Origin of the sequence: Neisseria sp. HMSC064E01 (genome assembly GCF_001808875.1) — a bacterium.
GTDB classification, from domain to species: Bacteria; Pseudomonadota; Gammaproteobacteria; order Burkholderiales; family Neisseriaceae; genus Neisseria; species Neisseria sicca_A.
Genome location: NZ_KV794910.1, coordinates 54,364 through 77,362, shown reverse-complemented (window position 1 = coordinate 77,362; position 22,999 = coordinate 54,364). Strand labels below are relative to the sequence as shown.

30 protein-coding genes are annotated in these 22,999 nt (G+C 54.7%); 2 read left to right on the top strand and 28 right to left on the bottom strand.

Annotation, left to right across the window (positions count from 1 at the left end):
- The 16 genes from HMPREF2572_RS04080 to terL all read right to left on the bottom strand — a co-directional run bounded on the left by HMPREF2572_RS04080 (position 1) and on the right by terL (position 18,013).
- Positions 1–1,689 carry a hypothetical protein gene (locus tag HMPREF2572_RS04080; protein WP_070496358.1) on the bottom strand — a complete coding sequence of 563 codons (1,689 nt, stop codon included), beginning with the start codon at positions 1,687–1,689 and terminating at the stop codon, positions 1–3.
- Positions 1,690–1,698: 9 nt separating this feature from the next.
- Positions 1,699–3,531 (bottom strand): hypothetical protein, encoded by a 1,833-nt coding sequence (locus HMPREF2572_RS04075; protein WP_070496357.1) that lies wholly within the window; start codon positions 3,529–3,531, stop codon positions 1,699–1,701.
- A gap of 46 nt (positions 3,532–3,577) precedes the next feature.
- Positions 3,578–3,982, bottom strand: coding sequence for a hypothetical protein (locus HMPREF2572_RS04070; protein WP_070496356.1), 405 nt, complete (start codon positions 3,980–3,982; stop codon positions 3,578–3,580).
- Positions 3,983–4,082: 100 nt separating this feature from the next.
- Positions 4,083–8,141, bottom strand: a complete 4,059-nt coding sequence (locus HMPREF2572_RS04065; protein WP_070496355.1) for a phage tail tape measure protein — start codon at positions 8,139–8,141, stop codon at positions 4,083–4,085.
- 108 nt (positions 8,142–8,249) lie between these two features.
- A complete protein-coding gene (locus HMPREF2572_RS04060; RefSeq protein WP_070496354.1) occupies positions 8,250–9,008 on the bottom strand; it encodes a phage tail tube protein in 759 nt (252 codons plus the stop codon).
- A 12-nt stretch (positions 9,009–9,020) separates the two neighbouring features.
- Positions 9,021–9,485, bottom strand: a complete 465-nt coding sequence (locus HMPREF2572_RS04055; RefSeq protein WP_049226976.1) for a phage tail terminator protein — start codon at positions 9,483–9,485, stop codon at positions 9,021–9,023.
- Positions 9,485–9,916, bottom strand: a complete 432-nt coding sequence (locus HMPREF2572_RS04050; protein ID WP_070496353.1) for a phage virion morphogenesis protein — start codon at positions 9,914–9,916, stop codon at positions 9,485–9,487. Before HMPREF2572_RS04050 ends, HMPREF2572_RS04055 begins: the two co-directional genes overlap by 1 nt.
- A 3-nt stretch (positions 9,917–9,919) precedes the next feature.
- Positions 9,920–10,330, bottom strand: coding sequence for a phage protein Gp36 family protein (locus tag HMPREF2572_RS04045; protein WP_070496352.1), 411 nt, complete (start codon positions 10,328–10,330; stop codon positions 9,920–9,922).
- Positions 10,331–10,387: 57 nt separating this feature from the next.
- Positions 10,388–11,377, bottom strand: a complete 990-nt coding sequence (locus HMPREF2572_RS04040; RefSeq protein WP_070496351.1) for a major capsid protein — start codon at positions 11,375–11,377, stop codon at positions 10,388–10,390.
- Positions 11,378–11,417: 40 nt separating this feature from the next.
- On the bottom strand, positions 11,418–11,747 hold the full coding sequence (locus HMPREF2572_RS04035) for an oxaloacetate decarboxylase alpha chain (protein WP_070496350.1): 330 nt from the start codon (positions 11,745–11,747) through the stop codon (positions 11,418–11,420).
- Positions 11,740–12,738: a hypothetical protein gene (locus HMPREF2572_RS04030; protein ID WP_246827762.1), complete on the bottom strand. Its 999-nt coding sequence runs from the start codon at positions 12,736–12,738 to the stop codon at positions 11,740–11,742. The genes HMPREF2572_RS04035 and HMPREF2572_RS04030 overlap by 8 nt, the downstream gene beginning before the upstream one ends.
- A 381-nt stretch (positions 12,739–13,119) precedes the next feature.
- Positions 13,120–13,419: a hypothetical protein gene (locus tag HMPREF2572_RS04025; RefSeq protein WP_003741292.1), complete on the bottom strand. Its 300-nt coding sequence runs from the start codon at positions 13,417–13,419 to the stop codon at positions 13,120–13,122.
- Between the two features lie 3 nt (positions 13,420–13,422).
- Complete coding sequence (locus tag HMPREF2572_RS04020; protein ID WP_070496349.1) at positions 13,423–14,718, bottom strand: phage minor head protein; 1,296 nt, start codon at positions 14,716–14,718, stop codon at positions 13,423–13,425.
- Positions 14,705–16,150 (bottom strand): phage portal protein family protein, encoded by a 1,446-nt coding sequence (locus HMPREF2572_RS04015; protein WP_070496348.1) that lies wholly within the window; start codon positions 16,148–16,150, stop codon positions 14,705–14,707. The genes HMPREF2572_RS04020 and HMPREF2572_RS04015 overlap by 14 nt, the downstream gene beginning before the upstream one ends.
- 50 nt (positions 16,151–16,200) lie before the next feature.
- Positions 16,201–16,359, bottom strand: a complete 159-nt coding sequence (locus HMPREF2572_RS04010) for a hypothetical protein (RefSeq protein ID WP_168161774.1) — start codon at positions 16,357–16,359, stop codon at positions 16,201–16,203.
- 43 nt (positions 16,360–16,402) lie between these two features.
- Positions 16,403–18,013, bottom strand: a complete 1,611-nt coding sequence (terL, locus tag HMPREF2572_RS04005; RefSeq protein ID WP_070496346.1) for a phage terminase large subunit — start codon at positions 18,011–18,013, stop codon at positions 16,403–16,405.
- A 15-nt stretch (positions 18,014–18,028) separates the two neighbouring features.
- Between terL and HMPREF2572_RS04000 the strand changes: the two genes are divergently transcribed.
- Complete coding sequence (locus HMPREF2572_RS04000; RefSeq protein WP_070496345.1) at positions 18,029–18,370, top strand: hypothetical protein; 342 nt, start codon at positions 18,029–18,031, stop codon at positions 18,368–18,370.
- Between the two features lie 2 nt (positions 18,371–18,372).
- On the opposite strand, the gene HMPREF2572_RS03995 is transcribed toward HMPREF2572_RS04000, so the two are convergent.
- Genes HMPREF2572_RS03995 through HMPREF2572_RS03975 form a run of 5 tightly spaced genes read right to left on the bottom strand, consistent with a single transcriptional unit; the run spans position 18,373 to position 19,906 of the window.
- On the bottom strand, positions 18,373–18,879 hold the full coding sequence (locus HMPREF2572_RS03995) for a DUF1804 family protein (RefSeq protein ID WP_070496344.1): 507 nt from the start codon (positions 18,877–18,879) through the stop codon (positions 18,373–18,375).
- 2 nt (positions 18,880–18,881) lie between these two features.
- Positions 18,882–19,079 (bottom strand): hypothetical protein, encoded by a 198-nt coding sequence (locus tag HMPREF2572_RS03990; RefSeq protein ID WP_070496343.1) that lies wholly within the window; start codon positions 19,077–19,079, stop codon positions 18,882–18,884.
- Positions 19,076–19,342: a hypothetical protein gene (locus HMPREF2572_RS03985; protein WP_070496342.1), complete on the bottom strand. Its 267-nt coding sequence runs from the start codon at positions 19,340–19,342 to the stop codon at positions 19,076–19,078. Before HMPREF2572_RS03985 ends, HMPREF2572_RS03990 begins: the two co-directional genes overlap by 4 nt.
- Before the next feature lie 10 nt (positions 19,343–19,352).
- Positions 19,353–19,691, bottom strand: a complete 339-nt coding sequence (locus HMPREF2572_RS03980; RefSeq protein WP_070496341.1) for a hypothetical protein — start codon at positions 19,689–19,691, stop codon at positions 19,353–19,355.
- Entirely contained in the window at positions 19,688–19,906 is a 219-nt protein-coding gene (locus tag HMPREF2572_RS03975) for a hypothetical protein (RefSeq protein WP_049227008.1), read from the bottom strand. Before HMPREF2572_RS03975 ends, HMPREF2572_RS03980 begins: the two co-directional genes overlap by 4 nt.
- Positions 19,907–19,918: 12 nt before the next feature.
- Between HMPREF2572_RS03975 and HMPREF2572_RS03970 the strand changes: the two genes are divergently transcribed.
- Positions 19,919–20,089 (top strand): YegP family protein, encoded by a 171-nt coding sequence (locus HMPREF2572_RS03970; RefSeq protein ID WP_002215844.1) that lies wholly within the window; start codon positions 19,919–19,921, stop codon positions 20,087–20,089.
- 44 nt (positions 20,090–20,133) lie between these two features.
- On the opposite strand, the gene HMPREF2572_RS15250 is transcribed toward HMPREF2572_RS03970, so the two are convergent.
- The 7 genes from HMPREF2572_RS15250 to HMPREF2572_RS03935 form a co-directional block, all read right to left on the bottom strand.
- Entirely contained in the window at positions 20,134–20,439 is a 306-nt protein-coding gene (locus HMPREF2572_RS15250) for a hypothetical protein (protein WP_210385287.1), read from the bottom strand.
- Positions 20,336–20,752 carry a hypothetical protein gene (locus HMPREF2572_RS03960; protein ID WP_070496339.1) on the bottom strand — a complete coding sequence of 139 codons (417 nt, stop codon included), beginning with the start codon at positions 20,750–20,752 and terminating at the stop codon, positions 20,336–20,338. The genes HMPREF2572_RS15250 and HMPREF2572_RS03960 overlap by 104 nt, the downstream gene beginning before the upstream one ends.
- The gene (locus HMPREF2572_RS03955) at positions 20,727–20,960 is read right to left on the bottom strand and encodes a hypothetical protein (RefSeq protein WP_049227014.1); all 234 of its coding nucleotides are present in this window, start codon (positions 20,958–20,960) and stop codon (positions 20,727–20,729) included. Before HMPREF2572_RS03955 ends, HMPREF2572_RS03960 begins: the two co-directional genes overlap by 26 nt.
- A gap of 169 nt (positions 20,961–21,129) precedes the next feature.
- On the bottom strand, positions 21,130–21,333 hold the full coding sequence (locus HMPREF2572_RS03950; protein ID WP_070496338.1) for a hypothetical protein: 204 nt from the start codon (positions 21,331–21,333) through the stop codon (positions 21,130–21,132).
- Positions 21,330–21,836 carry a TIGR02594 family protein gene (locus HMPREF2572_RS03945; protein ID WP_070496337.1) on the bottom strand — a complete coding sequence of 169 codons (507 nt, stop codon included), beginning with the start codon at positions 21,834–21,836 and terminating at the stop codon, positions 21,330–21,332. The genes HMPREF2572_RS03950 and HMPREF2572_RS03945 overlap by 4 nt, the downstream gene beginning before the upstream one ends.
- Positions 21,837–22,007: 171 nt before the next feature.
- Positions 22,008–22,487 carry a Mor transcription activator family protein gene (locus tag HMPREF2572_RS03940; RefSeq protein WP_070496336.1) on the bottom strand — a complete coding sequence of 160 codons (480 nt, stop codon included), beginning with the start codon at positions 22,485–22,487 and terminating at the stop codon, positions 22,008–22,010.
- Positions 22,484–22,888 (bottom strand): gp16 family protein, encoded by a 405-nt coding sequence (locus HMPREF2572_RS03935; RefSeq protein ID WP_070496335.1) that lies wholly within the window; start codon positions 22,886–22,888, stop codon positions 22,484–22,486. The genes HMPREF2572_RS03940 and HMPREF2572_RS03935 overlap by 4 nt, the downstream gene beginning before the upstream one ends.
- Positions 22,889–22,999 lie beyond the last annotated feature (111 nt).

The window sequence follows — 22,999 nt, the reverse complement described above, 5'->3', positions numbered from 1 at the left end:
CTACTCCGCCACCGTATTACCGCGCAGGCAGGCGGTGAAGCCGTCGCTCCCTTCCTGCCTGTCGGGCGAGGGCTGGACGCTGCGGAGAATCCACACGGGCAGCGGCGTGCCGTAGGTGTTGAAACGGATGCAGTTTTGAACCGCCCAGCCGCCGCCGAACGCTGTCGATTTAATCGTAAAGTACGGTTTGCCCGTGGCGGGATTGGTCGGGGCAAGGTCGGTCAGGGTATCGCTCTTGGCGACTAAGCCAAGCTGCTCGCCGTAAAGTTCGAATTGGTTGGCAGTAGTGAATCTAATCAACCAACGCTCGGTAATCGCGCCGTTGCTGGCTAATTTAATCGGGTAATCCTTGACATTTGCCTTTGCCAAAATCGGATCGCCGCGGCGCGAATCCGCCCAAACATTATCCCATGCCTGTTGCGAAAACGGCTCGGTCGCGCGTACCAGCAAATCGCCGCCGATCAGGGCGGACGAAACGTAAGTCCCTGCTTTGGGGTAGGCGCGCGAAATGGCAAATTGCAGTTTCAGACGACCCGAAATATCGACGCCCGTAATGCGGTTTTCTTCTTCCCACGCGCACACGGCGGTCAGCGGCAGGGTGTATTGCGACAAGTCCAACGGCTCGCCGAAGGTAATACTGCCCGCCTTAAGGTCTGCCGTGTATTTTTCAGCGAGGACGTGTTTGCCCTTGCTGTCGACCAAACATAGGCGGTCGAGGTTTTGTCGGTTGAGCGTGATTTTCTGGGCGGCGGTAAACGCGCTGCCCAAATCCTGCTTGAGCCGATTGGAAATTACGACCATATCGCCCTTACGGAACACGGGGACGCGTCCGTCGGCAGGCAGGCGCACGGCATCAATGCCGATAATCGAAGAATCCAAGGGCAGGTTGTCTTGGGTTACGGCGTTGTATCGCAAATCCTCGGGATAAAAACCTGCGGTGCGGGTAATTTCGTAGAAACCTGTTTCATAGTCGATTTTTCCCGTGATGCCGCCATCGATATTGCCTTCGGCATTGCTGCGGCCGACGATGTCGCCGTTGTTGGCATAAACGGTAAAGCTTTCGGGCTTGACCGGCGCGGCGGGGGTACGCCCCGCATAGGAGAAAATCTTAACCTGCGGCAGACGGACGACCCCGCCCGTTACCTTGAGGCTTTGAAATTTGACGGCGGGGTCGTTGATAGATACCTCGCCGGCGGCGGACAATGTGCCGATATTTTCGCCGCTGCCTTTGGCTGCATCCCAGTTTTTATAAAGCGTGCCGCCGTATTCGACGATTTCGGTCGTACCGTCCGAAAAAGACCACGAATTAAAGACGCAGGTACTGCCTTGGTCAAAGTCAATCAAGACATTAAATGTCAGCCCGCCTGCCAGACGCCCGCTTCGGGGCTTGGCGTGGGACGAGTCGGCGGACAAAAATTCCGCATTCCAGTCACTAAAGGACATATCGACGGTTTTCTTGGAGGTCGCGTCTTTTTCCTGCGCGCGCCATGCGGCACCCAAGGTCGAATAAGACTTGGTCGCCCAAGCCAACGCCTCCACCCGCAACGCGAATTTAGGCACAATCAGCTTACCGCCGTCCCAGCGGATACCCTGCACGGCGTTTTTACCCGCTTTCCAGCCGCCTTTGACTGCGAGCAGACTGATACGCGCCGTACCTGATTTAATTTCTTTCCCGGCAGAAATCGCCATTTTTATCTCCTATCTAACCGCTGCGCCATACCAATTCGGCACCGTGTACTCTGTCTCTTCAGAGACTTGCCCTTTGACATCCAATCTGAAGACCGACTGATTAGGCGTAGCGTCCTTGAATACCAGCTCCCAATGCGCCCCCTTATCCTCTGCCGTCATGCCGTAGCCTGCGCCGCCGACCACGCTTGCGCTGATTCGGCGCGTCTCTTCACAGGCATATTCGACCGTGTTGCTGTTGATGTAGCGTTCGGTCGAAATCACGCCGTTGAGGTAATCCACCGACCCCTGCATATCGCCCGTCAGACTGCCGTTGCTGTCGTCGCGGGCGGTTTTGGTGCCGCCATCCTGCCAAGTCAATACCAACGTACCCGGCTTGATGGGATGACCCAAGCCATAGGTGCATTTACTTTCGGCAGGTTTCGGCGTCGCTGCTGTCCCGGTCTTACCGCCATCTGACGAGGCAAACCCCGAAATCCCGCCCCATTGGAACACAAGGCGGCTGCCGACATCGGGCAATACGGGCAGATTAAGCACGACAGAGCCGGTGGTTGACGACACCGTGCCTACCGCTTTGCCTGCCTCATCGCGCAACACGCCGTCGCCCGAATCGGCGAGCAGATACCAAACGCCCAACGCCATAAACGACACTTTCAGGCTGCCCGCAGCGGGCGCGGGTGTCAGCAGCGGCGCAAACGCCGTGCCTTGGTTGGTTTCTTTGATTTCAACGGCAAAGGCAAACCGCGCAGCCGATGATTTGGCGGCGGGGATGGCGGAAACGGTATAAGTCCCGCTTGGAATGCCGCTCAGACGGCCTTTTTCATAATCGGCTTGAATGATGTTATCGCCGGAGACCAACTGCCCCTGCGCATTGTCTTTGTAGTTGCCGATTTTGATGCTGCCCGGCAAAAGCGAATGGGGCATCGTCAGCGTACCGCCCGATACATACCCGCTAAACACCTGTTTTTCAGGCGCGGCAGCCACCCACATATCGCCCGCGACGGGATATTGGTCGGCATATGGTGTCTCTACCGTCGAAGTAGGAACCAGCTTTTCGTAGATGCTGGCTACCGTCAGCGACGCATCGCCCGCCTTGAGGTCGTCTGAAACGGGTTTGACACCGTAATAGCTTGCCGAATCGGCGACCTGCGTTTCCAAAATCTTGACCTTACTGCCCGCATAGCCCTCGACGGGGTAGTCCACGCCGTCGAAATCTCGCGTCAGCGGGTTGGTCGTCTCCATTTTGAGGACGCGGCGGCGGATTTCTTTGGTCTGCCCACCAGCCAAAGGGATTTCAAACGTCCGCATTTCGTGCGTCAGGTTCGCGATGCGAAAATATTCGGTAATCCGCTCGGTCTTGGCATTGGTTTTGTCTTCGTATTGTAAGCAATACCGCTCGCCCACTTTAGGCAGCGGGGCTTCTTCGCGCTGATATGCCTGCACAAGGCGCACGCCCGCCAAATGCCGCCCCATCAGCGTCATGCGGCTTTCGACCGTCGGCACGGAATAAGCCTCAATACGCGGCATGATGTCTGCGCGGCTCTCGCCGTAGTTGCGCGCCTTAAACGCCAAGAAAGACACGTTTTCAGAGGTTGGCGGCTCGGTAATGACGAAATGCCCGCCGTAAAGCGGCTCGGAGTCGTTCCGCAGGACGGCTGGGTAGAGCAGGCGCGCGTCCAGGCTGCCCATCGTGCGGTCAACGTCCGAGACGGGCGGGAAAATCTCGTTATCCTCGCCCGTCAGCGGCTGCCCCACCATCAAACCGCCGCCGTCAGGCGTATCGGTCATGCGCTGGCTGGGGTAAATCTGCAAATCCTGTTGCGTCAGGCGCGTTGTTTTTTCCATTTTTGAAACCTTTTTAAATCCTGTTTAAACCTGCTTTCAGATGACCTTAAAAAGTCATCAGGCAGAGTTTGGCGGTATATCGTTCGCTGTCCGCCTCGGGCGTCGAGTACCGCACCGGCTCGACGTTGCCCAAAGCCGCGTCATGCGTGCGCCAAATGACATTAAATTCGCGCCCGTCGTAATGCGTCAGCGTCATTTCCAATTCGGGGACGTCCGTCCAATCGCGCAAAGTGCGCAAAGACCCCAAGTCCAGCCATACCCAATCGCCCGAAAGCGTAATCGGACGGCCGTTTGCCTTGATGCCCTGCTGGACGACCAGCCCGCCCGACAGCGTGCGCTGCGGCGCGGCCTGCGCCACCTTGTTCCACCCAAATTCATCTTCCCAGCGCATATCCTGCGGCAGGCGGACGCTTGCGCCGGTGTCCTTGCGCTTTAAAATCCAATCAGCCATTTCAGACGACCTTTGCCTAAATATAAAACCCCATTAAAGCAAAAGCCCCGAAAATCGGGGCTTGGCATGGTTGCAGTCGGGTTTGTATTTGCCGCTTGGATTAATTCGTCCGTTTGAACGAGTTTTCCAGTTGCGTCATCAAGTTTCCGACCGCTCTGTTGGCGACCGCCTCGTCGCGCTGCGCCAAAATGCGGTTAAGGTCGTCTGTATTGACGTTGACCTGCGGATTGCCGATTTGCTGCAACTGACGCGCCACATTGTTGCTGCCGCTTGCCGTGTTTTGGCTGCGGGCGCGTTCCTGCGCGGCAGATTCGGCGCGCTTGTTGCGTTGGCGGTCGTAGATTTGCTGCTGCAACTCGATTTGACGCTGATATTCGCGGGCAATGTCGCCCTGTCCCAGCTGCTTGGCGTTTGCCAGTTTCTGATTCAGCTCGCGCAGCTTTTTCTCCTGCTGCAAAGCGTAGCCCGCCTCGGCGTTGCCGTTGAGTTCGGCAAGCTCCGCCTCAAGGGCGCGCGTCGCGTCGCTTGCCTCTTGGCGCAGCGCGTTTAAGCGGCGTTGCGCGTCGGCAATGGCATTACGAAACTTGGTCAGCTCGGTATTGCCCAGCTTGTCGGCGGCACGGGCGGCCGCACTGGCGGCATCGTTCAACACGCCCTGCGTCAACGCACCCTGCGCCGTTGCGTCGCTCAACCGCTGCATGGCGGAGTTGGCAAGGTAAATCTGCTGGGTGTAGTCCTTCATTCGCCCGATTTGCAGTGTCGCCTCCATGCCGATTTTGACGCCCCTGAATTTTTGGTTCATCAACTCAAGCTGTTCATTATTGAACTTGACGTAGCCGCCCGTCTGACTGAGCCGGTAGCCATAATCAGTAACGGCTTTGGCGGCTTTTTCGGTCGCTGCCGCCGCCTTTTCCGCGCTGGCCGCCGCCTCGTCGTTTGCCTTGACCACCTTGCTGACAGACTGGGCATGACCTTCCGCCGCCTGCGCGCCCTTGTCGTGGGCGTTTTTGGCAGCCTCGCCCGCCTGCGCGGCCGTATCGTTCAGCCCTTGATAGGCGGCTTTGGCTTTTTCTGCACCGCCTGACGCCGCATCGCCCAAACGGGCAAGCTGCTCCTGCGTCAACAGTGCCGCATCGCCGCTGGCTTTGAGCTGGCGTTGGAACTCGGCAAATTCCTCTTTGCTTTTGAGTTTGCCCATCATCTGCTCAAACGCCGCCTGCATCAGCTTGGCATCTTTTTGACCGGCCGCCGCCGCCTGTTCGGACGCGTCCTTAAAGTCGGCAAACGCCTGACGTGCGTCGCTGCTGATACCCGTCATCACGGCCTTGCTGTCCACACCGATTTTGGCAAATGCGTCGGCAACCTTATCGGATGCGACGGGCGCGGCATCGCCGATTTTTTTAATTTCCTCGGCGGTCATGCCTGCCTGTTTGCCCGCGTCCTCCAAGGCGGCTTTCAGTTTTTCGACCGCTTCGGGGCTGTCCATCTGCTTTAATGCCGCCTGAAACAAGCGCGACATCTGCTCGGCATCGTTGCCGAACTTGGCGGCGGCGGTGGAAAAGTTGGCAATACCTTCCGCCGCTTTTTTGCTCATGCCGGTGGTTACTTCTTCCGCCGTCAGCCCCAAAGATTCGAGTGCTTTTTGCGCTTCGGCAAGTTCGCCCGTGTCCGCGCTGATTTTGATGTTTTTCTTATCCAGCTCGGCTTTCAGTTCGGCGGTTTTATCGCGCACGTTTTCCAGTTTGATTGCCAGCTCGCTGTAAAAGTCGCCGTTTTCGCGCCCGTCGGCACGCAAGGCGGCCATACTGCGCTCCAACGCCGCCTGCTCGGCAGCGGAAGCACGATATTCGGCTTGCAGGGCTTTGACGGCGGCTGCCTCTTCTTCAGCGGCTTTGGCTTTGGCGGCAGCGGCTTTTTCAGCGGCTTCTTGCGCCTTTTTATCTGCCTCCTCCAACTCGCGCTTGATTTGGGCTTCGGTCTTGAAATGTTCGCGGTATTTGTCCAGCCCGCCCGTAGTAAAAAGGCTGTTTATAATGGCAGGGATACGGGCAAGGTTATCGCCGAAAAGTTTTGCCCAATCAGTGTTTTCACGCAACCAAGAGCCAACCGCCTGCCCCGCCTCAAATGCCACAAACAACAATCCCGCATTGGCCGCTGCCAGTTTAAGGTTTTGCGCCAACACACCCGCAGCCGCCGCTCCGTTACCAAAGCCGTTACCGGCGGCAGCGGATTTGAGCGCGATGCCCAGCTCTCGGGCAGCGGCAGTGGTCGTCAGGATGGATGCCTTGGTTGCTTCAATCCCGACACGCTGGGTCGCAAACGATGCCGATACCGCGCCGCCCGTCAGGCGGACAGCCGCCTCATAAGCCTTGACGGCAACGGCTCCCGCCGCAAACAGCGCGGCAAGCTGCGTCAAAACGGGGAACTCTTCCGTAATCGCGCCGACCGCACCGGCAACACCGCCCACCGTACTTGCCAACAAAGACACCAAAGGCAGCAGCTTTTCACCGACCTCGATGGCAACGTTGATGATCTCTTGCTTGGCTTTGGCAATCTGCGCCTCGCTGGTGGACATGGCGCTTGCCACTTCTTTTTGCATCGCGCCGACGACCTGTCCCTTGTCGGCGACCAAGCCCAAAGCCTTTTCATATTCGCCCAGCGAGCCGACCAAGAGGGCGATGTCGTCGCTGTACTCGGTGCCGAAGAGTTGCGAGAGCGTCAGGGCGCGGCTTTGTTTGTCCAAGACTTCGAGTTTGTGCAGGAACTCGGTCAATGCCTGCTGCGGATTGGCGGCGATGTTTGCCGCCATCTCGTCGGCAGACGTTCCGATGGACGCAAGCGCGTCTTGGAAACCCTTGCCCTGGCTTTGCGCCGTTTGCAGTTTTTGCAACAGCGCATTGATGGCGGTCGCCGCCACTTCGGGCGGTTTGCCCAAGGCGATAAAGGCGTCGGCAAGCGCGGCGGCTTCGTCGGCAGCAAGCCCGAACTGCTTGGCCGTACCGCCGATACGCGCCATCGCGGCGACAATATCTTTTTCACGGGCGGCGGTATTGTTGCCCAAAACGTTGATGGCATCGCCGAGCTTCTCGACCTCGCCGATTGGGATTTGGAACACGTTGGCAATCGTCGCGGCGGCATTGCCTGCCTCTTCCGCGCTCAAACCGAAGGCAACCGACATTTTGGACGCGATGGCGGTAAATTCCGACAATTTCTCAATCGGGATGCCAAGCTGCCCGCCCGCTGCGGCAAGCTCTGCCATTTCGGCGGCGGAAATGCCCAATTCCGCGCCCATTTTCTTCAGCTCGTCCGAAAGCTTGGCGTATTGCTCGTCCGTGCCGTCGGCGACTTTTTTCACGCCCGCCATCGCGGTTTCAAACTTCATTGCCTCGCGGGTGGCAAACGCCAAGCCGCCCGCCCCGCCGACCAAGCCCTGAATCTCCGAAGCGACCTCGGCAATAGACGGCTTCACGCCTTTCAGGCTGGCTTCGAGTTCGCGCACCTTGCCTTCTTGCAACTGCGCCGCCCGCGCCAATTCCTCGTGCGAGAGCGTGCCGCTGTCTTTGAGCAGCTCGTAGGCGTCTTTGGTCTTTTGGATTTCCTGACGAGCCTTGTCGTCGGTATCGATACCGAGCTGGATTTTGGCATCGGCGATGGCTTTTAGGGTTTGCGCTTCGGCAGTCAGGCGGTCTAGCTGTGCCGTTGCGGCAGCGGATTCGGACGACAGGCGTGCCTCTTCGGCGGCAAGGTTTTTGACGGATACGCCCGACACCGACATCGCGTCGCGGGCGGCATACAGTTTGCCCGTCAGCTCGGTTTCGCTTTTTGCCAGGCGTTCGGATTCGGCGCGAAGTTTCGCCAAATCGGCCCGCTGTTGCTGCGTACCGCCGTCGCGCATGGATTTCTCAAGCGTCGCGGTCAATTCGTCCAGCGCGCGCATTTCTTTGGCGGTGTTGTCCAATTCCGCCGACAAAGCCTTATATTCCGCAATCGCCGCCTGTTGCGCCTGGGCTTTCGCCAGCGTCGCGCCCAGCGCTTTCGCCTCTTCCGTCAGTTTGCCCGTATCGATGCCCGCCGCCTCAATGGACTGCGCCAGCGCATCGATGTGTTCGGCACCGGACACGCCCGCCTTAATCTCAATACCCGCTTGGATGTTTGCCATAATTAACCCTGTTTTAAAACCCGTTTAAAAAAAGGTCGTCTGAAACTCCACGCCGCTGCGCCTACACGCAGAAGCTCGTTTCAGACGACCTTTTATCTACCAACCGAATCAGTTGTTGTAAGACGTGAAGGAATAGGTCGAGGTCTCGCCCGAAGCCAACACTGCCGTGCCTTTAAATTCAACTTCGTTAAAATCATCAGATAACCAGTCGATACTGCCGTCCACTGCCATTACGGCATGGGGGATGTGCAAGACGCCATCCTCGCCGGTAACGCGGTTGCGGCCGTCGACATAGATTTCCAAATCCAAACGCGACAAGGTCGCAGCGGACACTTTGTAGCCGCCCGATGCACGGGTTTTGTATTCGACGGTGATGTCTTCGCCGTCGTTGACGGTGTCGACGTCCGGCAGGATGGTAATCATGCCCAAGGTGGCGTTGATGTCGATATGCGCCGCATCAACGGCAGCTTTGGACTTGTTTTTGACTTTGACGGTAACCGGGTCGATGTTGCCGTTTGCCAGTTTGTACGCCATGCCTTTTTTGCCGATGGTTACGGTTTCGTCCGTAACGGTCTGCGCCGTTGCTGCGATGACGGCAGCTTCGCCCATCAGGGCAAGCGCAAGGTTGTCTTTGTCGAAGGTATCGAGCTTCAGGCCGATTTCGGTGGGTTTGACGGTTTTCAAGCTGTCCAACGCGCTGCCGTAAGTGCCTTTTTGCTTGGATACGCGCTCTTTGGTTTCCACGCTGGTTTGTGTGGTCAGGGCGGTGGTATTACCGATTTCGATAAAACCCGAGCCTTTTTGATTGAGGTTGCGCACCTTGACGTCGCCCTCAAAGATTAAGCCGTGGTCGTTTTGTTTTGCCATGTGGCAGCTCCTTTAGTTTGCCGCCTGCACGGTATCGCAGGCGAATGAAATAGGGTAAAAGGCAAAGCCGTCGTTGTATTCGATGGATGGCGAGGCGATGCGGCGGAAAGGGGTAACGGCATATTCGTCGCCCGCATCCCAGCCTGAAAACGCCCGTTGGATTGCCGTCAGGGTCTCGCCGACCTCGTACAGCGTGGATTTGCCGTTGGCGGTATAGCTGCGTGCCAACACAAAGGTAAAGTGCAGCGTCGATTTGAGGTATTTGCCGTTTTTCGCCTCGTCGGCAAAGGTCGAGCCGCCGTAAACGACATAGACCGCGCCGTCCAGCGGGGCGGCTTTGCGCTTCGCCGTGCCTTGGGCGAGCAGCTCGGCAAGTTCGCCGATCTCCTTGACCGCCTTAATGCCTTTGACGGTTTTCAGACGGCCTAGGATTTCGGGATAGACCGCCAATAAGTTTTCATGCTGTTTTAAAGCCATTAATCAAACTGACCGTTAAGCCAGTCCTCCATCAGTTCGCCGATGTGTTGATAATCCTGCACCGACAAACCTAAGTACGGACGCGCCGGCATGTTTTTCGTGCCTTTCTGCGCATAAACCGAGTAGCCCATGATTGAGCCGGTAATCACGCTTTTTGCCGATGCCTCGTGCGTAATGCTTGCCAAGAGGTTGCCGTGATCCACCAAAATCCCGCCGCGTCCGTTTTTGGCTTGTGCCGTAGCGGGGGATACGTCCGCCCAGCGTTTGCCGTCGGGCGCGGTTTTGGTTTCGGCGATACGGCGGCGGGTCGAGGATTCGAGGATGCCGCCGATGGCGCGCAAAGGCTCTTCAAGGCTGCCTGTCAACTTGCCCGACAGGCGGTTCAGGCTTTGGGCGATGCGCGATAAATTGTGTGATACCGTAATCCGCATCGCTTACTCCTTCAGCCATTCCCGCAAATCGGGTTCGGCATTGACATAAACGGCACAAGTTGACGGTATGCGGTCATCCGATACGCGGGTCTCGTCCAGCATATTCGGATTTTTGACGACCATCTTGAGCCAAGCGACCGCCGACTGATAACGCTCCTCGACAATGCCTGTTACCGCGTCGTCGTAGAGGTAGTAGCGGGCGATGTCGCAGACTTTGATTTTCAAAACCTGCGGCGTGGTGTCGTTGGTAAAAAACAGTTTCGCCGCCCGAAGGTAGCTTGCCGCCTCTTCTTCCGCATCGGCGATTGCCGCGTTTAATACATCTTCGTTGATGTATTCGTAGTTTTCATGATTCGACCGCTCCGCCATTTCCTGCTCGCCGAAGCGGGTAATCATGTCTTGGATGGTAATCATGCCGTCCTCCGTTTTCAGACGACCTTTTTGTTGCCTTAAAGGTCGTCTGAAATCCGTTTAAGACATGGTCAGCGTTGCCAACAACTCGGGGCGCAGCGCAATCGGCAGCGGGTTTGACTGCATGTGGAGGCTCCAACCCTTGTCGTGCTGCAATTTCTCGCGGCTGGCGTAATACGGCAGGGCGCGGGTGTTTACAGTTGAGGCCATGTCGGCAGGTGCGAAATACTCTTTGTAGAGATTACGGCCAACCGGCAACAGAATCGCTTTGTCCGCCGCAATGTCGGCGTCGCTGCCGAAATGGTTGGCATACTCGATAAAGCGGATGCCCTTGTAAACAAACTCGGTCGGATTGAGCGTATCGCCTTCGCGGTAGGCGCGTGCCTCGTCGTAGCGTTTGTACACTTCGAAGATGGATTTATGCTCTTTGAGCGCGTTCAGGAAATCGATGCCGCAATACACCACCCAGCCGCGCACTTGCGCACCGGCGAATTTTTGGCGTTGCTCAGACAAGAGCTTGTCCAATACCGAGCCGACTTTGGTCGTATCTTTGGACAATTCGATATTTTGCGTTTTGCGTGTAACGCCGAAATCGGCATTGATGTCCAAAATCACGCTGCCGTCCGCATCCAAAATCTTGCTTTGCAACGCGCCGAGCATGAGGTGTTCGCGGGTGTATTCGAGGTCAGATTTGCCACCGGCCAGCTTTTCGTTGACCTTGTCCATGACGGTTGCGGCTTGGGTTGTGCCGAAAGCGCGCAGGTTTTGCACGTCGTCGGCGCGGATGATGTCGTGAATCGGCAGGTGCGGGATTTTGACGGTGCGCACGGTGCGTTTCGGGCTGTCCACCGCCTGACCGGATGTGCCGCGCTCTTTGCTGGCAACCAAGCTGACTTTGCCGTCTTGGAACTCAATGTCGGCATAAGTGGTGGTCAGATATTCGGGTTCGAAGATGCCCAGCTCGCGGATTTGGCTTGCGCCCGGGTCGATTTTGTTGACGGCGGTGGTCAAAGCCTGCACGCCAAACTTGCTGTTATCGGATAAAGGCATGATGTGTCCTTTTTAAATCGGGTTTAAAGGTCGTCTGAAATCAGGCGGCGGGCGTGCCTTGGTAAACGATGCCGTACGCGTCGCCTTCTTTTTTCAGCGCGTCCAAGGTTTTGCCGGTGGTCGCCGCTTTGACATCCGCATCGGCGACTTTTGACAGGTCGATGATGCAGTTGAGCGGTTGGACGATGACTTTGCCGTCGGCTTCATCAGTCAGCGCCACCAGCTTTTTGCCGCGCAGCGGGTACTCGACAAACTTGCCTGCCTTTGTGCCGGTTTCGGCGGCAACGGCAACGCGGGTCTGCGGCGTTGCTTCGTATTTCAAAAAGTCGGAAATGACAGGGCCTAAGATTTCGGTTTTGACTTTAGACATAAGAGCCTCCCAATGAGCCTTTGCGGCTGGCAATAGAGAATTTGCCTTCTGCACCAGTGTTTTCAGAATCGTCCTTACCTGCGCCTTCGCTCAACAGCGCGGGCGGTACGGCAGACGGAGCGGCTTTCGGCGTCAAATCGGCAATCATGGCTTCCGCCGCGTCAATGTCGGCAGACAAAAGCACGGTCATCGTCGCATCGGACAAGCCTTCAAACTTGCCGTCTTCGGTTTCTTTGAAACCTGCGGCGGACAATTTCGCCTTGACTTTTTCTTTCTTGGCAGCCGCTTCGGCTTCTTTCAGCTTTTTCTCGACTTCGGCTTTTTCAGCCTTGAGCGTATCGACTTCCGCTTTCAGCTCGTCAAACGCTTTCTTTTCGTCTGGTGTCATGGATAACTCCAAAGGTTGTTTAAAAATATCCGGCAAGGGGCTGCCGTCCGACAACACCACCGCCTCCGTCTCACTGTCCGCCCCAATGGCGGTAAACGACACCTCGCGGATGGTGCAGCGGCGCAAAATCACCGCAGGACCCGTTACCTCGTTGCCGTTGACGGACAATACCGCGCCCGCCGCCAGCTCCTCGTAGGATTCCGCCTGCGCGTAAACCGACATTTCCCAAGGAAAACCTTGGTCGGCTGCTTCGGCGATCTGCGTGCCAAACTCGTTGGACAACAGACTGCCCTCGGCAATCAGACCGTCCGCCGTTACCGACAGGCTGCACACGCCCGCCATTTTCAGCGGCGAATGCTCCAACAGGACGGGGACGGACGCTTTGTGCGACAGCTCCGCCAAATCGACGACGGTTGGATAACCGCCGTAGCCGAACGGCTTGCCCGAGTTGGCGACGCCTTTAAAGGTACGCACATCATCCGCACGGGTCGCCAAGGCAACCGGCAGCGCGGCGGACAATTTGATATTGAGGGGTGATGTTTTCGTATTCATAGCCGCCATTGTGCAACGCATGACGGCAAACAGACGGCGGCATGACTTCACTTTGCCGTCCGAAATGAAAAAGGCCGCCCGAAACCGTATTTCAGGTTTCAGACGACCTTTGAAAATCCTCATGCGTAAAATATGAAAATACCCACTTTAAAACCGCTTTAGAATCGCGCCAGATTGATTTTTAAGATTCTGACGGGGGTTTGCCTATCTTTAGCGTCCGACCCGCCTAAAATCGCAAATTTAAGACATATCCAAAAATGCAGACGGCGGCGGTTTGAAAAACGTTTTCAGAGGGCTTTTAGGGCTGCGTCAGATTGACTTTAAACATTCGGACATATCTTTGCCTACCCTGACCGATAAAACGCGCTAAAACGCGAAATTTGAGCGGTTATGAAAAAAGGTCGTCTGAAACGGTTTCAGACGACCTTCGGGTTATACCGGTTTAAATCTCGGATCAGCTTCTAGGGCGGTTTTCAAATCGGCTTTGTAGGGCTTAATCCACTCGGACTTTTCTGCCGCCTCAAGTATCCATCCGTACACATTGGCAAATGCCTGCGCGGACAAATCCGCAATTGAAAATACGCAGCCCGAAAACTCGCCCTGCATTTGCTCGGCTGCTTCCTTGTCGATTTCGGCAAGACGCGGGTACAGATAGTCCAACAATTCGGACGGGGCGGTTTTCCCGCCTAAAAATACTTTTACTTCGCGGCTGACATACAGTTCAGACGGCATGACTTACTCCGATATTTTTACCAATAAGCGGACTTTATCCCGCTGTTCTTTCGGCAATGATAACACATACTGCAACAATTTATGCCGGTTTGCCGCATTCAGGTGGCGTAAATCAAGCGGGACAATATCGGCTTTATCAAAATGCTCCTGAATCTTGTCGACCTTAGTATTCCACGCCCCTGCGGTGTGTGCAAAATAACGGTTCATCAATTCCGCACGTTCGTGGTTTTCGGTAAACATAAAATCCAGTTTTACCCATTCCTCGCGGGGCAGGTCGTCTGAAACAATCAGATAATCGGCTTGTCCTTTGCCTTTTTCTACCGCCAAATCGAACACTTCCAGCCTGTCTCCCGTTTCAGCCTGCCACGCTGCCGCAGCTCTCGCTTCGTGGTCTTTGGTATTGTTGGCAGACTGCTCTTTTGTCAGCCTGCGCACTTCTTTTTCCGATACCTTGTCCGACAAAGCCAACACCGCCACTTTGTCAGACGGCACGCTGTACCGCTTGTCCAGCCACGCCTCGCGCTCGGCAATCATGGCGACCAGTGCCTCTTCGCCGTTTCGCTCGCCAAACAGTGCGTCCATCGCACCCAATCGGTCGCCGTGGTTGTGCGCAAAGCTTGGCGTGATGTCGTCTGGTATCAATACCGTTTGACCTGTGCGCGGATTGGTAAACTCGACCATATCCACATCAGGCTCGCCGCTGATGCCCTCGTGCTCCGCCTGCCGACGGGTCAGGGCGGAAACCGAGCATTTGCAGCCGTAGCCGTTGGGTGGAAAGATGACTTTCCAGATGTCGTGGTCAACCGGTAGGACTAAGCCGTAGTAGCGTTTATGGCTGTCGCGCGGATGCCCTGCGGCGGAATGGTTGTAGCGCAAATACGGCAAGGCTTTTTTGTTTGCCTGTATCCGCTGCCACTGCCCCGCCGCAAAGGCGGTTTGCATATTGGTGTTGAAAATGGTTTTCAGACGGCGTGTACTGCCGAGCTGTACCAATTTCGGCTCGCCGTCCAGCGGGTCGGTCATCACTTGCTCGCCCCACCAGCCTTTAGCCATCAAATACGGTTTTAAACGCTTTTTAAAATCGGCAAACGCCGTGCCGTTTTGTTGCGCGGATTCGATGGCGTCTTTGACTTCGGCGAGCATATCCGCGTCCATCATCTTGGCGACGGTAAACGCAAGGCTGTGTTGGTACAGCCAAACATCGTAATGACTGAATCCGGGCAGGATTTTCTTAGCCTTGAAATGCTCGAAAGCGGCTTTATCGACTAAGCCGGCGAAGTTGTATTCAATCCCGTCCATCGCCCGCTCCGTCGGCCCAAGCCGAAAGGCCGTCTGAAACCAAACGCTGGATCAAGAGATTATCGCCCTTGCTCAAATCAAGCTCGGACAATTTTGCCTCAAATTCGGCGTAGTCTTTGCAGCTTTCCAGTAAACCCAACACCGCCTCCATCTTCGGTCGGGCGATTGCCTGCTCCGCCGTATCGGGCGCATTATGGGCAAGGCCGTCAGACAGGCGCAGGCTGAATTTGGCGGGCGCAGGGTTTTCAGACGACGTTTTCGGGTCGCGCAGCTCAAAATGTTCCGGCTCAAAGCCCAAGATGTCGCGGTAGTAGGTTTCGGTCAACACGAGCTGCCCCGTATCCATATACATCTTGTCGCGTTCGGCTCGGGTTTTATCAACCTTGATTTCGTCTTCAAACTCAAACCATACACCTTTGGGCGCATTAATCGGCTTGCCGTAGGCGTTGTTGACCATCACAAGCGCGTCGATAAAGTGCTGTGCAGCGCGGGAGAGCAGAGCGAGATACGCGCCGATGCGCTCGTCGCGGTTATTTTCTTCGGTTTCCTGACTGGCGCGGCTGGCGGTCTCAAGGTCGCTGGTTTTGACTTTGCCTAACAGCGTTTTTTGGATACGCGCATTGGCAAGGTTTTCCAGTCGTCGAAATGCCTGACCATCCGCGCTGTTTTGCAGCATCATCACATCGTCCTCGCGGTCGATGCTCAATGCGCCGCCGGAGACAAAGCGGTAAAAACGGCTCATAAACCCGTTGTGGTCGTCCTCGCTGTTGGCTTGGATTTTAGCAATCAGATAGGGCTGGGCGTAGCGCGTGATGAATTGCGCGGCATAGATAAAGCCTTTTTTACGCAACGCTACGGGCGCATACAGCCGCGCCGCCGCCATTTCGCCCGCAGGATTGGTTGAAGTCGAACGATGGGCGATAAAGAGATACAGCACATCCGTATTGCAAGTCTCTTCGCCGCTGGTGCCGCGATACACCAGCGAGCCGTCACGGTAGGGGATATATTTCGCCAGCTCACCGCTTTTGTTGCTGATGTGTTTAATCGTCAAAAAGCCGTCGGGTTCAGGTTGATAGATATAACGACCCACGCCGTATCCGCCCAGACGCGCCGTCAGGACGATTTCGGCAAGCGCGGGCAGGTGGCGTTTAAGCGTTTTCCACAGGCGGTCTTTATCCTCGTCGCTCAAGTCCTCGCCATAAATCCGCCAAGGTTTATTGAGCATGGCCGCGTGCAAATCCTCCAAACAGGCGGCCACCTCGTCATCGCTTACTACCGCATCCAATGCCTGCTGTCTGTCCACGCCGAGGCGCGACAGCAGCGCGTCCGTGCCTTCCATGTTGGAAAACAGGCTTTCCAAAGCGTCTTCAGTCGCGCTCGTCAATGTCTTGATGGCGGTTTTCCGCGTTGCGCTTTTAATCAATCCGAACATATTTTTTACTCCGAAAGGTCGTCTGAAAACGGTTTCAGACGACCTTAAAATCAATACTCTTCACCGCGCGCCGCCAAGAATCCCTCGATTTGGGCGACCATGATATGCAAATTTACCAGCCTGCCGGACTTATAGGTGGAGACAACATCTTGCAGATACTTGACTGCCTTATCCAAACCACGCTCGAGATACTCAACATCCTCTGCCAACTCCTTTTCCCGCGCGGTTATCCGTCCTTGTTCACACATTTTTTTAAATCTCCAACATCGGCGCAGGCAAATCAATCGCCCGCGCCCTGTTTGACACATTGCCCGTCGTTGCCGCCATCCACAGCATATGCAGCGCATCAGGTCCGTCGTCGTGGTCGGCTTTGGGGAAGTGGCGCAACTGGCTGATCAGCGTCTTTTGGTCGGGGTTGAGCAGAATCAGCCCGTTTGCCATGTGCGGCTGCAAGGTCTCAATCCGCAACATCTTGTCCGAAGACGGCTTGATACCGCGCACGGGGATATGCACACCCGAACGCGCACCGCGCTTAATCAGCTCGTCCTTGAGGAACTCCTGAAACTGCACCGTCTCCACCACCCACAACACCGGCTTGACCCGCGCCTCTTTTTGGATGCGGATCACGTCCTCGATAATCAAATCGGGCAGGCGTTTTTTGACTTGGGCAACGGTTACGAACAGACGACCCGTTGATTTTTGATAACCACCGACCAAAATCGCCGACGGGTCGCGTCCCGCGCCCGCTTTACCCAACGACGGGTCGAGCGCACCGTAGTACACCCAATCGTTCGGCAATTCCGACCAGTATTTGATGTTTTCGGCAAACGGCGCATCTTCGCCGCTGACCGGGTCGTTTTGATATTCCGAATCAAATGTCGCATGGCCGTCGCGGGCGCGGATTTTCATCAGTGCCAACACACCGCGAGCTGCCCAAGAAGTGACCACGCCGCGCTCCATCTCGTCTTTGTTCGCCTGATAAAACGCCTCGGCCACCATCTCGCCGTCGTTTCGGAAAAGTTCCTCCCAGCGGTCCCACAAATCCATGCGGTCGGGCCAGCGTTTCATCGCCTTAAACTTAATACCGTGCCAAAACGGGTTATTCAGAGTGCGGTTAAGCACACTGTCGTAATGCAAAATCGTGCCGATATAGATCACATCGTATTTTTGCCCGACACCTCCGAGTGGCAATACCGTTTTAGTCAGCCACGCATTGAGCTTGTCGCGCTGTTCGGGGTTGCGGACTTGTTCGTCATTCTCAATATCGTCCAAAACAGTTAAGTCAGGACGGTAAGGGCCGTGACGCAAACCGCGCAGCTTTTTACCGCTACCGGCCACTTGGACTTTAACGTCATTGGCCGTCACAATCGTACCGGCCTGCCATACACGGCCTTGCCCGCATACTTCCGGAAAGTCGGTTTTCAAGCGTGGGTTAAATTCCAATTCCGCCTTGATGGCTTCGAGCATCGGGTATGCCTGATCAATGCTGTCCATCACAATAACGGCATAATGTTTTTGGCCGGTCACGATACACCATAGCGTAAACAGCTGGGTAACCTGCGTCGATTTACCCTCGCCACGCGGCGCACCCACCGCCTCATTTTCCCCTTTAGGGGAGCGGATAATCTCCGGCAGACGGCTGAATAAAAACGCATGCAGTTCGGATTTCTCAGGCGAGCGGATATAATGGGGGAAGTAGGTATTTACGAAATATTCGTAACCGCCTACCGGGTCAAACACCTTGGCACGGCGTGCAGCAATAGCCTTGGTCGACGCATCGAAGCCGTTCACTTCCGCTTCGATGACTTGGCGCAGACTGGCGGCCAGTTCGGCAAGGGATTTGAGGAAATCTTTATTTTTCATAGAAAGTAATAAATCATGATGTTTCAACAAGCACAGGGTGTTGATGTTAGAATTTGGTTCGATGAAGATTTACAAAGAAAAATACTGCAATGTTTATCTGTATTCTTTCCACAGCCGGCAACATTTACAACCATAGCAAATCAATTAAATATCTCAAATCAATTTGAATTTAAGCTGGAGAAAAACATACGTTATTTAGAGGGACATCATTTAGTTCTCTATTGTGGTGATGTGTATGAAAATAATGGATTTGTGCGTATTCCTCAATTCCAAATTACCTCAATCGGTTTAGATAACATCATCAAGCCAGCCGAGTTTTTTTATACTAATGTGGTAGCTACTACTTCGTTCACATAGACCTAACCAAACTTCTTCTCCACTTCCGCCCCAAACGGCTCCAATACCTCGACAAAGGCAGGCAGATGTTTGGGGTGTTTTTCTTGTACAAACGACATCAAGAACTCAATCAATTCCAATGCCGTCGCCAGTTTTGACGTTTCCGGCATTACGCGCGCATTGGCGGATACGGTTTTGGTAAACGCATCGGCCAGGCTGGCCAACAGCTTGGCGCGGTCGGACGGCGGCAAATCTTCGGTGCTCGAATCCTGCAGCATCGTCATCGTGCTGTTGTACTGCACCATAAAACCGGCCAACATCGCACGGCTCAAGTCCTCAATACCGCCGCCGGCCAAAGTGTAGGCGGCGCGCATCTTATCCCAGTCGTCGCCCTTTTCCTTATCCGCACGTTTCCACGCACGCGCAGTGGCCTGCGGGATTTCGCACATCAAGGCCGCCGTTTCCAAAGTTTGCTCGCCGCTCACATAGAGCCGGCGTAACTTTTCACGGATTTCTTGCGGGTGAGCCATAATTACAGTCCCATTTTCGCTTTAATCAATTCCCAACCGATTGTAATCAGACTGCCGCCGATTGCGCCGAATGTAATGGCCGTGCGTTTTGTGTCTTGGCGGATTTGTGCAATTTCCGCCTGCATTTCCTTCTGATTTTTCAGAGTTTGATCAGTCTTGTTTTCAATCCGCGCCAAGGCTTCTAAAATCGGGTCTTTCATGATTTGTCCGCTTTCCTGTCTAATTTTTCATTCATTTTTTCAAGTTTGTTTTCGATGCGCTCCAAAGACGCCGCGATATTTTTGCGGTCGGCTTGGGCGTCCTGTTTGGTGTGATAGGAGAGCTTGACTTCGTGTAGCTCTTCTTTCAGGTCTTCAATGCGCTTGTCCGCCTCTTTCAGACGACCTGAAATGCCGTTGACCCAAAACCAAAACGCGGCAGTCGCAATCGGCCACAGGGTTTTAAAACCAAATTCAAAATCCATTTAAAACCCCTTAAACCGGCACATCGCCGAATACGATACGGACGGAGTAGCCGTCAGGGCGATTGCTGGAAATTTCGAGTCCATCCCCATCGTTACAAATGCAGTAATACGCCGAAATCGTCTGCCAAACTGCACGCTTAAAGGTGTCGTAGTTTGTATTTGGATATTCAAGGTTAAAGGTCGTCTGAAAATCCTTATTCATCCGTACCGTATATTCAAACCCTGCCTTATCCAGCAGATTAGAAACATGGATGACAAACGGCTCTTGTTCGCGGGCGCGGCTTAAGCCCAATTCCAAATCGGCATGGCGCACAGCCAACTGACGCTCAACTAATTCACGGTAGGTCATTCTTTGATACCCATTAAATATTTTATCCGTCTGTACAACTTCTTAACCCACGAAATATTTACAAATGTATAAATCTTTGTTACAACTTCGCCGTCATACTGCGCATTTTCCCGTGCAGCCCGAAATTTTGCCCGGGCTTCTTCAGGGCTGTCCGCCCAAATGCTCAATGACCAGGACTTGCCGTCAAAGCGGTAAGAAAACGTGTACTCATTCATAGGAGAAACCTTATGTATTTTGAAATCTATAAAGACGCAAAAGGCGAATACCGTTGGCGTTTGAAAGCAGCCAACCATGAAATCATCGCTCAGGGCGAAGGCTACACCAGCAAGCAAAACTGCCAGCACGCAGTCGATTTGCTGAAAAGCACTACCGCCGCGACCCCTGTAAAAGAGGTATAAAATCCGCTTTTACCCTAAGCCCGCGCCCTACGCGGGCTTTTTTGTTAGTCGCCGACTTTGCTCAAGTGGTTATCCACCCACTCTCGCCATGCCGCATTCTGATTTTCAAGTTCGGCAACATAGCCGCCAAACTCAGCGGCATGTTCCAACAGCGTTGCCGTCTTACCGTCTTGCGGCGCATTCGGGCGCACTGGAGCGACCATCAACGCGGCGGGCGGTGTCGGCATGACCGCCTTTTCGACAATTTTAATTTCCGTAGCCGAGGGCGCGGTTGTAGAGCTGCAGCCCGTGATGGCCAAAGCCGTCAATACAACTGCCGCTTGCATTTTGACGGTCTTGAGTAAGCACATGTGATATTTCCTTTTTGTTTTCCGTTTTCAGACGACTGACTTCCGCCTGTTTTTGCGCCAAAGCCACGCCGACGGCGTGCGCTTTGGCTTCAGATTGTTTTGCATCCGCGCGGGCTTGCTCCAGCTCGCGGGCGTAGTTTTGAGCCGACAGCCTCAAGGCATCCGCCTTGTCTTTTTCCATCTTGTCGATAACTGCCTGCTGTTTTTGGTATGCCGTCTTGTAGCCTTGCTGATACGATGCCGCCAAAATCAGCGCTAAAATGGCAGCCAAGCCACTCAGCACCCATTTATTCGTCAACAGTTTGAGCGTCATTCTCGACCTCCTGTCGCTTCACGCTTACCAGCGAACGCGCTACAGCGTATCCTCCGACTATGCCGAGATACACCGCCCAAATTTCCGCCGACGGGTCGGGCAACATCACAAATTTGAACGTACCCGCCGCGCAGGCGATGTTTGCCCACAGTTTCGAGTGCGACACATTACCTGTCGCAGGGTTTTTGAAAATATCGAAAATCCGCATATTTATTTCACACTCCCGTTTTGCAGATGCCGTTTCAGCATTTCCCGATAATTGGCTAATTCATGTTCCGCAAATTCAAACGCAGGTAAGTCCGCCCGTTCGCTTGCCTCACGGCTTTTGCGCGACCATTGCTCAATCATCTTTTCGTAAAACGCAACCTGTCCCATGATTAACGACGGTTCTTGCGTTTACGCGCCGCACGTTTCGCGGCTGCCACACCCGATTTACCCAAGCGCAGGCTTGGATGTTGTTTCAAAGAGCCTACCCGAACAGGGCTTGGCGTGATTTTGATTTCAGGTAACGGCGGGACGCCAAAACCGTTTTTAAACTTTGCACAATGGGCAATACATAAAGCAATCAAAGACTTTTTCATGCCTCGCTCCTGCTCATTGCCGCACCGCCCAATGGCAGGTTGTAACGCTCCGGAGCGGGGTCAAGAGGCGCACCGCCGACAGACGGCCATACATACGCAGCCACTCGGGATTCCGGAAATGCCGCGATGCTGACGCGGTTGCCTTGGTTACCGCCCAAAACCAGCAGATTACCTGCCTTGTCCTTACCGACCACAAAACCGACATGGCCGCCGCCTTGGCGCGTAAACACCACTAGGCAGCCATAAGCAGGCTTTGACAGGCGTTTACCGGCAAAGGCATATTCTTTGGCGCGCATCCAATCCTTCGGGATGTCTCGATTGCCGATTCGCAGGCAATGGGCGACGAACACGCCGCACCACGGCGTCTCATCGTCTTTCCACCAAGCTTTCAGCCCGTGCAGCCAATTCAAAATGGTCGGATTGTGGTTTTTACCGGGGATTTCTGTCAGACCGATATACTTTCGCGCTTCAGCCACCCAAGGGAGTTCTTTTTGTTGAGCCATAAATACCTCAAATGGATAATTTAAAAACAAAGGATAGTTTGAAAACCCCATTAAACCTTTTCAGACGACCGCCAAGCCCCGTCAGGCTTGCATTCAGCGGAATAAAGGCAAAAAAAATCCCCGCCCGAAGGCAGGGTAAAAGGTCCACTCTCAACACAAGCACAACAAAAACTAAGCCGCAAACAAATCAGCCTGCGCCCTTGCCGCCGCTTCGCGGTCGGCCTCTTTCAGAATGTATCGGATATTTCGCGTCGACAGCTTATGCGCCAACACCAGTTCGCGCACAATAAACAAATCGCTCAAACCCTCCGCGCTCATCGCATCATATTGGCGGCGGATGAACCGGTTGCGAAGTTCGCGCATCGCATCCCAGCAGCGCGGGATTGCCAAGAAAGGCTGCCCGACATAAGCACGCTCCAATCGTCCCGCCGCTTCTTCGCCGATATCCTCGACCAATTGCTCGTGTAAGATTCGGCTCTGACGCGTATTGCGGCGGCGGTTGGAAATCGGGTAATTCGTCCCGCCCCAAACCTTAACCATGTGAAACGCCGCCTCCAGCCCGATGACCGTAATCAGCGCCACCACACTGTGCGGCAGCAGATGTTCCACATCCTTGAAATCCTGCTCCGTCATCTCCCAATTTAAGCTCATCCCGTTTTCTCCTTTTTCTTGCGGTTCGCACTAATCTGCAAAGCCGCCACCAATTTGTGCATATTGCCGTCGGACAACCATTCCACGCGGTCAACCTTAAACATTCTTCGCGCCGTACCGTGCGCATAATTCCAAGTCCAGCCGTTATCCAGCAGCAGGGCTTCGATTTTCCGCATCATCGGGTCGGCAGATTCGCGGCGGTTCGGTCGTTGCCCCGCCGTCTTTTTCGGCGTAAACCCATGCTGGCGCAAATCCTCGACCACGCGCTCCAGCTCAGGGATACTGCACTCGGTACACGACCGTTTGCCCGTCACACGCTCCAAGACCGCGCGATACGTCGCATCATCCAAACCAAGCTCTTTTTGAGCGACTTTAATTTTCGCAATCAACGCACGGCTCATTTCAAACCCCTAAAACACAATATATTGATTAATTAACGCATATTATACAGATAAAATACCATATGTTGTAGTAAGTCACTGTTTTTTTTTGCGAAACGGACAGACATGAAA

What these genes read in the sequence shown, in the direction of transcription:
- HMPREF2572_RS03945 (WP_070496337.1), bottom strand. Translation starts at nt 21,836, where the DNA reads ATGGCTCAACAAAAAGAACTCCCTTGGGTGGCTGAAGCGCGAAAGTAT.
- HMPREF2572_RS04000 (WP_070496345.1), top strand. Translation starts at nt 18,029, where the DNA reads ATGATGTTTCAACAAGCACAGGGTGTTGATGTTAGAATTTGGTTCGAT.
- HMPREF2572_RS03960 (WP_070496339.1), bottom strand. Translation starts at nt 20,752, where the DNA reads ATGACGCTCAAACTGTTGACGAATAAATGGGTGCTGAGTGGCTTGGCT.
- HMPREF2572_RS04035 (WP_070496350.1), bottom strand. Translation starts at nt 11,747, where the DNA reads ATGTCTAAAGTCAAAACCGAAATCTTAGGCCCTGTCATTTCCGACTTT.
- HMPREF2572_RS04055 (WP_049226976.1), bottom strand. Translation starts at nt 9,485, where the DNA reads ATGGCTTTAAAACAGCATGAAAACTTATTGGCGGTCTATCCCGAAATC.
- HMPREF2572_RS04015 (WP_070496348.1), bottom strand. Translation starts at nt 16,150, where the DNA reads ATGTTCGGATTGATTAAAAGCGCAACGCGGAAAACCGCCATCAAGACA.
- HMPREF2572_RS03985 (WP_070496342.1), bottom strand. Translation starts at nt 19,342, where the DNA reads ATGGATTTTGAATTTGGTTTTAAAACCCTGTGGCCGATTGCGACTGCC.
- HMPREF2572_RS04040 (WP_070496351.1), bottom strand. Translation starts at nt 11,377, where the DNA reads ATGCCTTTATCCGATAACAGCAAGTTTGGCGTGCAGGCTTTGACCACC.
- HMPREF2572_RS03940 (WP_070496336.1), bottom strand. Translation starts at nt 22,487, where the DNA reads ATGAGCTTAAATTGGGAGATGACGGAGCAGGATTTCAAGGATGTGGAA.
- HMPREF2572_RS03990 (WP_070496343.1), bottom strand. Translation starts at nt 19,079, where the DNA reads ATGAAAGACCCGATTTTAGAAGCCTTGGCGCGGATTGAAAACAAGACT.
- HMPREF2572_RS03975 (WP_049227008.1), bottom strand. Translation starts at nt 19,906, where the DNA reads ATGAATGAGTACACGTTTTCTTACCGCTTTGACGGCAAGTCCTGGTCA.
- HMPREF2572_RS03970 (WP_002215844.1), top strand. Translation starts at nt 19,919, where the DNA reads ATGTATTTTGAAATCTATAAAGACGCAAAAGGCGAATACCGTTGGCGT.
- HMPREF2572_RS04070 (WP_070496356.1), bottom strand. Translation starts at nt 3,982, where the DNA reads ATGGCTGATTGGATTTTAAAGCGCAAGGACACCGGCGCAAGCGTCCGC.
- HMPREF2572_RS04060 (WP_070496354.1), bottom strand. Translation starts at nt 9,008, where the DNA reads ATGGCAAAACAAAACGACCACGGCTTAATCTTTGAGGGCGACGTCAAG.
- HMPREF2572_RS15250 (WP_210385287.1), bottom strand. Translation starts at nt 20,439, where the DNA reads ATGTGCTTACTCAAGACCGTCAAAATGCAAGCGGCAGTTGTATTGACG.
- HMPREF2572_RS04065 (WP_070496355.1), bottom strand. Translation starts at nt 8,141, where the DNA reads ATGGCAAACATCCAAGCGGGTATTGAGATTAAGGCGGGCGTGTCCGGT.
- HMPREF2572_RS03950 (WP_070496338.1), bottom strand. Translation starts at nt 21,333, where the DNA reads ATGAAAAAGTCTTTGATTGCTTTATGTATTGCCCATTGTGCAAAGTTT.
- HMPREF2572_RS03980 (WP_070496341.1), bottom strand. Translation starts at nt 19,691, where the DNA reads ATGACCTACCGTGAATTAGTTGAGCGTCAGTTGGCTGTGCGCCATGCC.
- HMPREF2572_RS04020 (WP_070496349.1), bottom strand. Translation starts at nt 14,718, where the DNA reads ATGGACGGGATTGAATACAACTTCGCCGGCTTAGTCGATAAAGCCGCT.
- HMPREF2572_RS04080 (WP_070496358.1), bottom strand. Translation starts at nt 1,689, where the DNA reads ATGGCGATTTCTGCCGGGAAAGAAATTAAATCAGGTACGGCGCGTATC.
- terL (WP_070496346.1), bottom strand. Translation starts at nt 18,013, where the DNA reads ATGAAAAATAAAGATTTCCTCAAATCCCTTGCCGAACTGGCCGCCAGT.
- HMPREF2572_RS04075 (WP_070496357.1), bottom strand. Translation starts at nt 3,531, where the DNA reads ATGGAAAAAACAACGCGCCTGACGCAACAGGATTTGCAGATTTACCCC.
- HMPREF2572_RS04025 (WP_003741292.1), bottom strand. Translation starts at nt 13,419, where the DNA reads ATGCCGTCTGAACTGTATGTCAGCCGCGAAGTAAAAGTATTTTTAGGC.
- HMPREF2572_RS04045 (WP_070496352.1), bottom strand. Translation starts at nt 10,330, where the DNA reads ATGATTACCATCCAAGACATGATTACCCGCTTCGGCGAGCAGGAAATG.
- HMPREF2572_RS03935 (WP_070496335.1), bottom strand. Translation starts at nt 22,888, where the DNA reads ATGAGCCGTGCGTTGATTGCGAAAATTAAAGTCGCTCAAAAAGAGCTT.
- HMPREF2572_RS04050 (WP_070496353.1), bottom strand. Translation starts at nt 9,916, where the DNA reads ATGCGGATTACGGTATCACACAATTTATCGCGCATCGCCCAAAGCCTG.
- HMPREF2572_RS03955 (WP_049227014.1), bottom strand. Translation starts at nt 20,960, where the DNA reads ATGCGGATTTTCGATATTTTCAAAAACCCTGCGACAGGTAATGTGTCG.
- HMPREF2572_RS03995 (WP_070496344.1), bottom strand. Translation starts at nt 18,879, where the DNA reads ATGGCTCACCCGCAAGAAATCCGTGAAAAGTTACGCCGGCTCTATGTG.